The sequence below is a fragment of the Erythrobacter sp. genome, from assembly GCA_019739335.1.
In the GTDB taxonomy this organism is placed as follows: domain Bacteria; phylum Pseudomonadota; class Alphaproteobacteria; order Sphingomonadales; family Sphingomonadaceae; genus Alteraurantiacibacter.
Genome location: CP073261.1, coordinates 1,371,238 through 1,382,954 on the forward strand (window position 1 = coordinate 1,371,238; position 11,717 = coordinate 1,382,954).

Annotated in this window: 12 protein-coding genes; 2 read left to right on the plus strand and 10 right to left on the minus strand. The window is 64.0% G+C overall.

Translation table 11 applies throughout. The features are described from left to right. The first annotated feature begins 50 nt into the window (after window positions 1-50). Entirely contained in the window at window positions 51-431 is a 381-nt protein-coding gene (locus tag JY451_06725; GenBank protein ID QZH76233.1) for a hypothetical protein, read from the plus strand. Here the strand turns inward: JY451_06725 and JY451_06730 are convergent. From JY451_06730 to JY451_06770, 9 genes are all read right to left on the minus strand, one after another. After that, window positions 428-1,219: an SDR family oxidoreductase gene (locus JY451_06730; GenBank protein ID QZH76234.1), complete on the minus strand. Its 792-nt coding sequence runs from the start codon at window positions 1,217-1,219 to the stop codon at window positions 428-430. The two genes, JY451_06725 and JY451_06730, sit on opposite strands and share 4 nt — an antisense overlap. Window positions 1,220-1,345: 126 nt before the next feature. Then, on the minus strand, window positions 1,346-2,923 hold the full coding sequence (locus JY451_06735; protein QZH76235.1) for an NAD(P)/FAD-dependent oxidoreductase: 1,578 nt from the start codon (window positions 2,921-2,923) through the stop codon (window positions 1,346-1,348). Window positions 2,924-2,933: 10 nt separating this feature from the next. After that, entirely contained in the window at window positions 2,934-4,079 is a 1,146-nt protein-coding gene (locus tag JY451_06740; protein QZH76236.1) for a beta-lactamase family protein, read from the minus strand. A 130-nt stretch (window positions 4,080-4,209) separates the two neighbouring features. Then, on the minus strand, window positions 4,210-4,971 hold the full coding sequence (locus tag JY451_06745; GenBank protein QZH76237.1) for an SDR family oxidoreductase: 762 nt from the start codon (window positions 4,969-4,971) through the stop codon (window positions 4,210-4,212). Continuing rightward, window positions 4,971-5,381, minus strand: a complete 411-nt coding sequence (locus JY451_06750; protein QZH76238.1) for a nuclear transport factor 2 family protein — start codon at window positions 5,379-5,381, stop codon at window positions 4,971-4,973. The genes JY451_06745 and JY451_06750 overlap by 1 nt, the downstream gene beginning before the upstream one ends. Continuing rightward, window positions 5,381-5,857 (minus strand): nuclear transport factor 2 family protein, encoded by a 477-nt coding sequence (locus JY451_06755; GenBank protein QZH76239.1) that lies wholly within the window; start codon window positions 5,855-5,857, stop codon window positions 5,381-5,383. The genes JY451_06750 and JY451_06755 overlap by 1 nt, the downstream gene beginning before the upstream one ends. Continuing rightward, window positions 5,854-6,249 carry a carboxymuconolactone decarboxylase family protein gene (locus JY451_06760; protein QZH76615.1) on the minus strand — a complete coding sequence of 132 codons (396 nt, stop codon included), beginning with the start codon at window positions 6,247-6,249 and terminating at the stop codon, window positions 5,854-5,856. Before JY451_06760 ends, JY451_06755 begins: the two co-directional genes overlap by 4 nt. A gap of 11 nt (window positions 6,250-6,260) precedes the next feature. Beyond that, on the minus strand, window positions 6,261-7,490 hold the full coding sequence (locus JY451_06765; GenBank protein ID QZH76240.1) for a beta-lactamase family protein: 1,230 nt from the start codon (window positions 7,488-7,490) through the stop codon (window positions 6,261-6,263). An 81-nt stretch (window positions 7,491-7,571) separates the two neighbouring features. Next, the gene (locus JY451_06770; GenBank protein QZH76241.1) at window positions 7,572-8,381 is read right to left on the minus strand and encodes a hypothetical protein; all 810 of its coding nucleotides are present in this window, start codon (window positions 8,379-8,381) and stop codon (window positions 7,572-7,574) included. Between the two features lie 326 nt (window positions 8,382-8,707). Between JY451_06770 and JY451_06775 the strand changes: the two genes are divergently transcribed. Then, window positions 8,708-11,272, plus strand: coding sequence for a TonB-dependent receptor (locus JY451_06775; protein QZH76616.1), 2,565 nt, complete (start codon window positions 8,708-8,710; stop codon window positions 11,270-11,272). 146 nt (window positions 11,273-11,418) lie between these two features. On the opposite strand, the gene JY451_06780 is transcribed toward JY451_06775, so the two are convergent. Continuing rightward, window positions 11,419-11,700 (minus strand): integration host factor subunit beta, encoded by a 282-nt coding sequence (locus JY451_06780; GenBank protein QZH76242.1) that lies wholly within the window; start codon window positions 11,698-11,700, stop codon window positions 11,419-11,421. Window positions 11,701-11,717: the final 17 nt, after the last annotated feature.

Here is an 11,717-nt window from a genome sequence, read left to right on the forward strand (position 1 = left end):
CATGGTTTACGCGCTTGCACCCGCAAAGGCGGGAGCGCATATTCCGCTCCATGCTCTTCGCCCTCCTCCTCGCCGCACAGTTCGCTGCCGATGTGTTGCCGGTTGGGCAGTACGAAGGCAGCTGCATTTATCCGCAGGCGGTGGTGGACCGCGCCGAAGGCACCGAACTGCTGACCTGCCAACGCGCCGAGATTGCCCGCGATTCGATCGCTTTCGGGCTGGCGGGATGGAATGTCGAAACGCGCTTTTCGGGCACGTTCGATGGCGACCGCCTGACGGTCGAGAGCGTCACCCTGAGCAATGGCCGCACGCTGCCGGTGCGCGGGCTATGCCAGGTCTATTACTCGGGCGACGAAGTCTCGACCATCGCCTGCACCGCGATCAACGATTTCGAAGGCTCGGTTGCGGCGAATTTCGTCCGCGCGGGTTAGATATCGTTGCGGATCGTCGCCAGCGCCCCGCCGTCGATTTCCCACTTCGCGCCGTTGACGTAACTCGCCTCTTCGCTGAGCAGGAAGCTGACCACATCGCCCACTTCGCGCGGCTGGCCGACGCGGTTGAGCGTGGCCACCTGCCCCAGCTTCTCCATCCCCGCCGCCACGTCACCATCGAACATCTGTTCGAGCATGCCCACCAGCAGCGGGGTTTCGATCACGCCGGGCATCACGCAGTTCACCCGCACGCCCTTTTGCGCGACTTCGCTCGCGGCGGTGCGCGTCAGCCCGACTGCGCCATGCTTGGCGGCATTGTAGGCGCAGGCGCCCGCCAGCCCGCGTTCGGAGCCAATGGAGGCGGTGTTGACCACCGCGCCCTTCCCGGCAGCGACCATGTGCGGGAGGACGAAGCGCAGGCCGAGGAACATCGAGCGCAGGTTCACGCGGATGATCCTGTCGAACATGGCAATGTCGTATTCGTGGGTGGGGGCGAGGTCGCCTTCGATTCCGGCGTTGTTGAAGAAGCCGTCGATTCTGCCGAAAGCCTGCATCGCGGCATCTGCATAGCCCGCCACGGCCGCCTCGTCGGCGCAATCGGCGACATGCCCAATGGCGGTGTGGCCCGCTGCCGTCAGTTCCGCCGCCCGCGCGGCCAGCCGTTCGCCGTCGATATCGACCATTAACAGCTGCGCACCTTCACGGGCGAGAATTTCGCATGTGGCAAAGCCGATCGCCCCCGCCGCGCCGGTGACGATGATCGAGCTTCCTTGATGCCGTAATGTCATTCTCTCTCTCCTCTTTCGTCATTGCGAGCGAAGCGAAGCAATCCAGTCCCGCTGTTGCGCCCTCGCACAACCCTCGGGACTGGATTGCCGCGTCGCCTTCGGCTCCTCGCAATGACCAAGACTTACTCAACCCACCCGGATCTGATCGAAAGCGACACCGATGTCCTCGGCCATCACCATCGCGGTGGCCCTCCCCGCGCCGAACACCCCGCCGCCCGGGTGCTGGAACGGCCCGACCAGGTACAGCCGCTCCACTCCCGGCACGCGGTAGCCGCCCAGTTCGGGCGTCGGTCGGTGCGCGCCCGACTGGTAGGGGGTGGTGGCAATGCCGTGCAGGTCGCCGCGATAAAAGCTGGGCGAAGTGCGCTCCATATCCACCGGGCTGTCGCAATGGGTATCGAGCACAATGTCGGGCAGGTTCTCGATGTAGTTGCCCATCCGCGAGATCATGCCAGCTGCAAATTCACCCTTCGCCTCATCCCAGTCGCGCCCGTCCTTGCGGGCATAGGGCACGTAGTCCCAGGCGTGGAAAATCGCCTTGCCATCAGGGCAACGGCTCGGATCGTGCTGGGTCAACTGGCCGACCCCCACTAGCGGCGTGGGGCTGAAATTGCCGTAGCGCAGTTCGTCGAAGGCGCGGCGCATGTCCTCGTAGTGCGCGGGCATCAGTTCGTACATCACGGCTGACAAGTCGCTGCCGTCGGCGTTCCTTGCCTTGAACCGCAGCGGCGCGTCGAGCGCGGCGTGGACGGTGAAGCAGGCGGCATCGGTGATGTGGGTGCGCTTGGCACGCGCGGCGGTGGCGGGCGGAATGCCGTCGACCATGTCGGGCAGCACGTGCGGGTGCAGCGCGCCGATCACGCCATCGCTGGCCACCAGCCGCTCGCCATTGTCGAGCACCACGCCCGACGCGCGCCCGCCGATGGTGCTGACTTCACGCACCGATGCCGAGGCGCGCACCTGCCCGCCGTGATCCTCAATGCAGGCGATCAGCGCGCCGGTGAGGCTACCGGAGCCGCCCACCGCAACGCCGAAGCCGTACTTTTCCAGAAAGCCGAGGAAGACATAGGCACCGATCCCGGTCGCCTTCTCGTCGGGCGAGACGAGGTTCTCGCCCGCCACGCGCCCGAAATGCGCCTTCACCTTCTCGTGTTCGAACAGTTCCTCCATCAGGTCGAAGGTGGAGACGCCCATCGTGCGCATGATCTCCTGCCCTTCGATGCTCTGGTCCATCATCGCCGTCTGCGCGCCGAGCGGCATCGGTGGCGAATAGAGCCCGGCCTGGATCATCGGCAGCCACTGCGCCGCCTGCCGCGACATTTCGAGGAAAGTGGCCGCATCCTTCTGGCTGAAATGAGCGATGGCCGCCGCGCTTTTCGCCGGATCGCGGTGCAGCGGCAGGGTAGTGCCGTCTTCCCACACGCTCATCATCGGCACGTCGGGGAAAATGTAGCGCAGGCCATATTTGCGCTTCAGCGCCAGCTCGTCCTGCTCCAGCAGCGGATTGCCCTGGATGAAGATGTGGCTCATCGAATGCTGGTCATGGACGAAGCCGGGCCGGGTCAGCTCGCGGCTGACCACCCCGCCGCCGTGCCATGGGTTGCGCTCGAGCACAATCACCCGCTTGCCCGCCACCGCAAGGTAAGCGGCGGCCACGAGCCCGTTATGGCCCGATCCGATGACGATGATATCTGCGTCGCTCATGTGTGTTTCCTTACAAGCAGGCCGAAAGCGCAATGTCGGACAACCGCCCGCAGCGCTCGATATTGGCGCCTTGAGTCATCACTCCCGCGCTGAGGAAGGCGAACGACATATCCGCTTCCGGATCGACCCAGAACATCGTGCTGCCCGCGCCATAGTTGCCGAAAGTCTCGGGGCTGGAAAGCTGGCCGAACAGGTGCTGGAACACCCCGGTTCCGCGCACCTGGAAGCCCAGCCCCTGGTTAGCGGGCGGCACTTCCCAGCCGGAGCGCAGCGCCACCCCGCGATAGAGCTCGTTCACCTTGTCCCCGGTGTGCACCCGGCGCGCGAGGCGCACCATGCGCGGGGAGAGCAGGCGCGCGCCGTCCAGCTCGCCTTCGCGCCGGAGCATCTCGGCAAAGCGCCAAAGGTCGCCAGTGGTACTGGCACAGCCGACGTGCGGGGCCTCGACATCGGGATCCTCGAACAGCGCATGGTCGCCGTCGATAGTGCGCGAAAGGTGCTTGATCGGCACCGTCCCGCGCATGTCCGGGCGAACGTGGCGCGCATTGAGATCGGCGCGCAGGCCCATGCTGGTCGAATGCATTTGCAACGGCGCGAACAGATCTTCGTGCAGCAGCGTCTGGAAATTGCGCCCCTCGGGATCGGTACGGACCAAAGCAGTGCCCATCAGCACGTGGTTGACCAGCGGTGAATAGTCGCACCGTTCCCCCGGCAGAGTGGTGCCGTGGACATTGGCAATGCTCTCTTCGTAAAGCTCCGACAGCCGATCGAGATACATCCCCGGCCTGGGCGACCAGACCCCCGGCATCCCGGCGGTATGGGTCAGCAGGTGCCAGAAAGTCGCCATGTCGCGCGGGGCGCCGGTGAATTCGGGCAGCACGTCGACCACCTTGGTGGTGAGCTGGAAGCGGCCCTCCTCGATCGCCTTCATCACCAGCACATTGGTGAAAGCCTTGGTGACCGAGAACAGCGAGAACACATCGTCCCGCGCCAGCGCCCGCTCGCCCCCGGCATCGGCGTGGCCAATGGCTTCATCGAACACCACTTCGCCGCCGCGCCCGATCTTGAGCACCGCGCCGTAATAGTCCCCTCGCGCGACATCGGCTTCGATGGTGGCCCTGAGGTGATCGAGCCGCTCCTGCCAGATTTGGGTCATGTCCGGGTCCCCTTGTTCGTCATCCCGGACTTGATCCGGGATCCCGCTTCATTTGCGACACTGCGCGCTCCTACCAAGCGGGACCCCGGATCAAGTCCGGGGTGACGGTGAGGGGCAAAGCTCGTGTTCATCATCCCGCCGCAATGATCCCGCCATCCACCGCCAGCATCGCGCCATTGATGAACGAAGCCTCGTCGCTGAGCAGGAAAGCCGCAGCCTGCGCCACGTCGTCCACTGTGCCGTTGCGGCGCAGGGGAATGCTTTTCGCCCGCGCTGCATATTGCTCCGCCGTCACGAACCCTTCGGTCGCTGGCGTCGGCACGGAACCCGGCGCAATCGCGTTCACCCGCACCCCGCGCGGGCCGAGTTCGCCCGCCAACACCTTGGTAAGCCCGGCAATCCCGGCCTTGATCGTGGTATAGGCACCGGTATTGGGCCGCCCGCGATAGGCGACCGGGCTCGAGTAGTTGAGGATGCTCCCCGGCACCCCCTCGTCGCGGTTGGCGAGGAACGCCTGCACCCCCCAGAACACGCTCTTGAGTCCTGCCGAAAGCATCCGGTCGAGCGTCTCCTCGGTCACCGCCTCGATCGGTTCGTACACCAGCACGCTGGCGTTGTTGATCACTGCCCGCAGCGGCCCGGCATCCTTGGCGAAGCAATCGGCGGCATCGAAGAACGCCTGCCGCTGCCCGCAATCGGCCTGATAGGCGAAGGCGCATCCGCCCGCTGCCACGATGCCCTCGGCACAGGCATGGGCGCTGTCGCCGTCGATCTCGACGATCCCGACAATCGCTCCCTCGCCCGCCAGATGCCGCGCAATCCCCGCGCCCAGCCCGCGACCGGCACCCGAAATCAGGATCGGCTGGCCGAGGAATCGTTGGGCAAACCGCATCAGTCCATCCCGAACAGTTTCGCGGTGTAATGGCTGTCCATATATTCGCGCATCGCGTCGATCTTGCCGTTCGAAATCTCGAACACCCAGCAATAGTCGTTGTCGTAGACCTTGCCGTCCGAGGTCCGCCCGGTCGAATTGCTTTCGACGCAGACCCAGCCGTCACGTGAAAACATGGAGTGGACATGCACCTTGGGATCGCCGGGTTCGAACATCCCGCGCACCGGGGCGAGGAACTTGTCGATGATGTCCATGCCCACGTGCCGCCCGGCTCCGGCGATATCCTTTACCTTGGGCTCCCACACGCTGGCCTCGTGGTAGAAGCCGCGCAGCTTTTCCAGATCGCCGCTGGAAAGGACGGCGAAGAAATCGAGCACCAGTTGCTCTTGCGGGTTGGCGGCCTGCACCATCAGGCAAGTCCTCTCGCTTCGTCGCTAGGTGGGGGAAGATCGGGCATGGGGCCACCCATGTGCAGCACCACGCGGCCCCGGCGGCTCTGGAATCGCCACGCGCCTTCGTTCTTTACATAATGGTCCTCGAACTCGCCGACGTAGATCCCGCCCGCTTCCTGCGGCGGCTCTATGGAACCGTGGCTGGAGAGCATGGTGAGGGTATTGGTCCCGCGCGCCTCGGTCTTGGAGATCACCTCCACCAGCACATTGGTAACGATGTGCCGCACCAGTATCGGCGGACGGTCGCGGAAAATCGCCTGCACCCGGTCGCGACCGTGGAAAGGATAATCGGGCTGGAACGGGCGGGCGAAATCGCAATTCTCGGTGAACAGATCGGCGAGCGCGGCGTGATCGCCACTGTCCGCAAATCTGGCGAACAGCAGCGGCAGTTTGCCGCACGCCGCTTCTATCCGGGCGCGTTTTTCGGCGTTCATTCCCCGGCTCCTTCAGCATCGATCTCGGCGAAAGCTTCATTGACGATGCGGAAGCTGTCTACCGCCGCCGGGATGCCGGCATAGACGCCGACCTGCAGCAGCACTTCACGGATTTCCTCACGGCTGAGCCCGTTGTTGAGCGCGCCGCGCGTGTGGATCTTCAATTCGTGGCTGCGCCCCAGCACGGCGATCATGGCGAGGTTGATCAGGCTTCGATCGCGCCGGGGCAGTTCCTCCTCGCGCCCCCAGGCCCAGCCCCAGCAATGGCTCGCCACCATTTCCTGGAGCGGCTCGTTAAACGGGTTGGGATTGGCTGTCGCACGATCGACATAGGCATCGCCGAGCACCTCGCGGCGGATTTTCATGCCCTTGTCGTAGAGTTCCTTGTCCATCATTCGTCCCTTCAAAGACATGAGTAGGCCGCATCGATCAGCCGCCGCGCGCGCGGGCCGTTGTCGCCCACGGCGTGCATCCGGTTGCAGCAATAGGAAAAGCCGATCCGCGCATCGGGATCGCCGAAGCCGATCGATCCGCCTAGGCCGTGATGCCCGAAACTGCGCGGGTTCGGCCCCATGTACACCGCTTGCGGAGTGTTGAGCAGCACGCCGTTGGCCTGATGGTACGGCCTATCCTGCAACAGCTCGATCTGCTGGTGCTGCTCGGCAATCATCGCTTCGAGCTGGCCGGAGGACAGGAGGCGAATGCCCTCCCACTCGCCAACGGTAGCCGCATAGATCCGCGCCACCCCGCGCGCATTGCCGTGGCCCGATCCGCTGGCGATCTCGACCTCGCGCCAGCGAGGGGAATTCATCGAGTCGGCCCACGCCTCGTGCGGGTTCTGCAGGAACGCGAAGCTGCGCAGCACCGCCCCGTCCTGCCAGCCCTCGGGCGTATCGGGCTTGGCCGGAAGCGGCGCATCCTTCGCCGCGAACAATCGCGCACCGATGTTGGGCAGCACTTCGGCAACGTGACTTTGCTCCTCGGCGCTCATCCCGCCGATATAGTACTCGGCCTCCAGCGGTCCGGTGACATTCCGGCGCAGGAACGGCCCCACCGTCATCCCCGTAACTCGCCGCATCACTTCGCCGAGCAGGAAGCCCTGATTGTGAACGTGATAGGCGGCGCGCGTGCCCGGTTCCCACAAGGGTTCCTGCACTTCAAGCGCGCGGATATAGGCGGGGTAATCGAAGAAGCCGCCGGGATACATCGTGTCCGTCGTCAGCACGGGAATCGCGGCGGTGTGATCGAGCAGCATCCGCACGGTGATGCCCGCCTTGCCGCCCTGCGCGAATTCGGGCCAGTAGCGCGCCACCGGCGCATCGAAATCGACCAGGCCCCTGTCCGCCAGCATGTTGAAGGCGATCCCCGTCACCCCCTTGGCGACGCTCATCATGCAGACGGTGGTCTCGCGCTCCCATTGGGCGCTGCGATCGGCGCGGGCAAAGCCGCCCCAAATGTCGACCATGATCTCGCCATCGACCACCAGCGAGCAGGCCGCACCCAGTTCCTCCTCGACAGCGAAGTTTTCGCAGAACGCGTCCCACACCGGCATGAACCGTTCGTCGCACATGCCGCCGACCGGGAGGGATTCGCCCCGTGCCTCTACGCGCTCTTCGAAATCGAAATGGCCCAAGCCGTGGCTCTCCCTTCCGCCGAGCCTTTGCGACTCTAACGAGCGTTAGCGTAGGCGAGGCATGGGCCCGCCGACAAGCACTCAATCGAAATAGGAGATCGTCCGCAGTTCGATGCTCTGCCGCGGCGCGGCGTCGGGCGGCGCGGTCTCGTCCTCGAAAGCGGTGTGCGCAGTGAACTGCACTGCGCTGTCATCGCTGTCGAACAGCTTGAAGGCGAACATTTCGTCGGGCCGCATCTGTGGCAGCCAGCACCAGCGATGATCCGGTGCATAGGAAAGATTGAACCCCCAGAGCGAGAAATCGAGCCCGCCCAGTCCGCCGACGATTTCACTCGGGAACAGGTCCTCTCGCCGTACAGTGCTTGCATCGCAGAGGGTAAGCGGTGCGCTCTCCACCGTGGCGAGCGGGCGCCAGAGATTGATAAGCACGTGTCGTTTCGCGAGTCGCTCCTCCGCCTCCTCTGGCGGCAGTAACAGCCGCGTGTAATCGGCCACGGTCTTCGCGCCGTAATCGACATGCGCGCCGTTCGCCGGCTGGTTGTGTCCTTGGGTGCCGATGGCACTGGCCCGGCGAATCGCCCCAAAGCTGACGGTCTTGGCAGCGCCGGTGAGCCGCTGCACCAGTGCCTCCCCATAGCGGCAATAGGCGGCGAGCTGGTCCGGATCGTCGAGATCGGAAACCGGCGATGGCTCCTTGACCACAACAAACCCGTTGCGGTCGAACGAAAGCTCCCCCTGCTCGCCGCGCACATCGTGGATGGTTACGCGGTGCTCCTCACCGGGCCAATAACTGCGTTCGCGATCCCCCGCGTAGAAAGTCGCCTTCTCCCCGCGCATGACATATTTTATCGTCGCTTCAACATCTTGTACCGCACGCGCCATTACTTGCATTCTCTCTTCCTCCCGCGCCGGATCGCGCAGATAATGCAATGATCATCCGGCATTGACTGTTGCTTCATTGCGACAAAAGCGCGCGGATATTGCAATTCTTGCGCATCGCCCTTGTTTGTAACGTTCGTGACGATAGTCTGCAATCGGGGAGAGGATAAGGTGAGCTGCACTGCACTGCGGCTTTCTGCATCCCTCTTAGAACACCTGACTAGCCCGGGCAAACGGGCAGCCGGTAGTTGCAACATGCGGGCGCTGCCTCGGTAGCCCTGCTTGAGGGAGGTTACCTGATGAAATTCAAGACTTTGGGAGTCGTGTCTTCGTTTGCCATGGCGGCAGCGATCAGCGCGCCCGCCTTTGCGCAGGACGCACCGGCACAGGACGAAAGCGAGGACGGCCGCACCAACGTGATCGTGGTGACCGCTGAGTTCCGCGAAGCGAACCTGCAGGATACGCCGATCGCTATTACCGCGGTCAATGCCGAGATGCTTGAAGCGCGCGGCCAGACCGATATTTCGCAAATCGCCAACCAGGCCCCCAACGTCAGCCTGACCCCTCAGCCGCAGAACGGCGGAACCGGCCTGATCGCCTTTATCCGTGGCGTCGGCCAGGTCGATTTCAACTACGCACTCGATCCGGGTGTCGGCGTCTATGTCGATGACGTGTTTATTCCCACGCTGTCGGCCTCGCTGCTCGAACTGATGGATCTCGACCGGATCGAAGTGCTGCGCGGCCCCCAGGGCACATTGGCAGGCAAGAACTCGATCGGCGGCGCGATCCGTCTGTTCAGCGCCCGCCCCGAAGGCGACAACTCGGGCTATTTCCGCGCTACCTATGGGTCGTATGACCGGATGGAAATTCGCGGCATGGCCGATTTCGCCATCACCGAGGATCTGGCCGTGCGCGTGTCCGGCTTCGGCCGCAGCGTGGATGGCTACGTCACCCAGCTCGATTACGGGCTGACTCACCCCGGTTCCAACGTGCCCAGCACCAATGCCCGCGGGCGCGGCAATCCGGACCGGACCACGATGGGCGGGGACAGCACGACCGCCGGTCGCATCGCGCTGCGCTGGGAACCCTCGTCCACCTTCGAATGGAACGTGTCCGCCGATTTCACCTCGACGCGCGGTGAAGCCGGGCCGACCGTACTGATCGCGGCGGGTATCCCCACCGGAGGTGCGGTGCCGTTCGATCCGACTTCGAGCAATCCCGCCAGCAGCGTGGGCGCAGCCATCCGCAATGGCGATGGCGACATCATCGGTTATGAACCGCTGCCGTGGCTGACCGGGCTCAATGGCAATGCCGTACCGGTGAACTGTGCCTTCGTCCCCGCTGGCCCCTATAGCTGCGATACACTTGGCGGCGGCTTTGGCGATCCGCGCTTCATCTCTTATTCGAACTTCCTCGATGCCCGCACCCCGACAAGCCAGGCGCCGTACAAGCCCTACGCCGCGATGCAGAACCAGGATTTCACGGGTTGGGGCATTCACAGCAACGCCACGCTCGATATCAACGATAACCTGCAACTGGTCTGGATCGCTTCCTGGCGCGAATACGAATCGCTGTGGGGCCAGGATCAGGACGCCACCCCGGTTCCGGTGGCGCAGCTCGACAACCAGCTGAACCATCGCGCGTGGAGCCAGGAAGTGCGCTTGAACTTCGAAGTTGCGGATGGCCTGGTGCAGGGCACCGTGGGCGGCTTCTACCTCGACCAGGACGGCGAATACACCGCCCGCGTCGATCTGAACTACGCCGGGATCGACTTCATCCACGGACCGGATACCACGCCGAGCACCACGCAGGCGCTGTTTGCTACCGCGACGATCAGCCCGACCGACATGCTGAGCATCACCGGCGGCATCCGTTACACGAAGGACGAAAAGACCTACACCTACTTCCGCTCCAACCCGGATGGTTCGGTTCCCTTCGTCCCGGCGCCTGTCGGTGCACCGCCGATCTGCGAATACTTCTACGGCGCGGACCCCGATGGTGGCGGGCCGGTGTCGCTGGGCAATACGCCGAACTGCCTGCTGACGGGCCTGTTCAACGTGCCTGGCGAATTCCGCGGCGACCGGTGGGACTGGCGTCTGGCGGCGGACTACCGCTTCTCGGATGAGTTCCTCGCCTATGCCTCGGTCACCACCGGGTTCAAGGGCGGCGGGGTCAATCCGCGGCCGTTCTTCGGTCCTTCCACCGGGGAGTGCGAAGATCTGCCCCCCGGTGTGCTGGCACCGTGCAACCAGATCAATTCGTTCAACCCGGAAACGATCATCACCTATGAAATGGGCTTCAAGGCCGATTTCTTCGATCGTCGCCTGCGGCTGAACGGTGCAGCATTCTGGAACGACTACAGCGATATCATCCTGCAGCTGACCGCCTGCCCGGCCTCGCCGTGCCTCCAGCCCAACAATGTGGGTTCGGCGGAAGTGAAGGGCTTCGAACTCGAAGTCACGGCCTACCCGGTCGATGGTCTCTCGATCGACGCCGGTCTTGCCTACCTCGATTTCCAGTACACCGAAGTGGGCACTTCGGGCCTCACGGGCGATGAAATCACGCCCTACACGCCGGAATGGACCTACAGCTTCGGCATCCAGTACGACATGGAAATCGACCCGGGCACCGTAATGGTGCGCTTCGACGGTTCGTACCAGTCGGAAACCTTCACCGAAGCCAACAATTCGTTCTGGAGCCGGATCGACAATCGTTTCCTCGGCAATGCACGCGTCGGCTTCACCACCACGGACGAAGACTGGACCGTGGCGCTCGAGGTACAGAACGTGTTCGATCACTTCTACTACCAGAGTGTCAGCGACGTTTCCGGTTCGCTCGGTGTCGTCACCGGCGTGCCCGGCCTGCCACGCACCTGGGCGCTGTCGGTCGAACGCCGCTTCTGAGCTTGGGAGGGGAGAGCCCCCGGTCCCGCCCCAGCAGTATAGCTGAGTGGCGGGCCGGGGGCCTTCTCCCGAATCGCTCACGACGCAAAAATGGGGCGCGGACCAGATCGGTCCGCGCCCCATTTTTGCCGCCTGATGAGAAAAGGCTATTCGGTGTTAAGCCGCTCGCGCATTTCCTTGCCCGGCTTGAAATAGGGCACCCGCTTGGCGGGCACATCCACCGTCGCCCCGGTGCGCGGGTTCCGGCCGTTGCGCGCATCGCGCTGGCGGGTGGAAAAGGTGCCGAAACCGCGCAATTCCACCCGGCCACCTTCGGCCAGCCGAGCGGCGATTTCATCAAAGAAAATATCCACCACCTGCTCCACCTCTTCGGGGCGCAGTTCAGGGTTGTCTGCCGACAGAGCCTGGAGGAGTTCGGACCTGATCATAATATTCCCCGATCGGG

Bases quoted from the DNA above. Each gene is read 5' to 3' on its own strand.
- JY451_06770 (QZH76241.1), bottom strand. From the start codon at position 8,381: ATGCAAGTAATGGCGCGTGCGGTACAAGATGTTGAAGCGACGATAAAA.
- JY451_06745 (QZH76237.1), bottom strand. From the start codon at position 4,971: ATGCGGTTTGCCCAACGATTCCTCGGCCAGCCGATCCTGATTTCGGGT.
- JY451_06775 (QZH76616.1), top strand. From the start codon at position 8,708: ATGGCGGCAGCGATCAGCGCGCCCGCCTTTGCGCAGGACGCACCGGCA.
- JY451_06755 (QZH76239.1), bottom strand. From the start codon at position 5,857: ATGAACGCCGAAAAACGCGCCCGGATAGAAGCGGCGTGCGGCAAACTG.
- JY451_06730 (QZH76234.1), bottom strand. From the start codon at position 1,219: ATGACATTACGGCATCAAGGAAGCTCGATCATCGTCACCGGCGCGGCG.
- JY451_06750 (QZH76238.1), bottom strand. From the start codon at position 5,381: ATGGTGCAGGCCGCCAACCCGCAAGAGCAACTGGTGCTCGATTTCTTC.
- JY451_06735 (QZH76235.1), bottom strand. From the start codon at position 2,923: ATGAGCGACGCAGATATCATCGTCATCGGATCGGGCCATAACGGGCTC.
- JY451_06740 (QZH76236.1), bottom strand. From the start codon at position 4,079: ATGACCCAAATCTGGCAGGAGCGGCTCGATCACCTCAGGGCCACCATC.
- JY451_06780 (QZH76242.1), bottom strand. From the start codon at position 11,700: ATGATCAGGTCCGAACTCCTCCAGGCTCTGTCGGCAGACAACCCTGAA.
- JY451_06760 (QZH76615.1), bottom strand. From the start codon at position 6,249: ATGGACAAGGAACTCTACGACAAGGGCATGAAAATCCGCCGCGAGGTG.
- JY451_06725 (QZH76233.1), top strand. From the start codon at position 51: ATGCTCTTCGCCCTCCTCCTCGCCGCACAGTTCGCTGCCGATGTGTTG.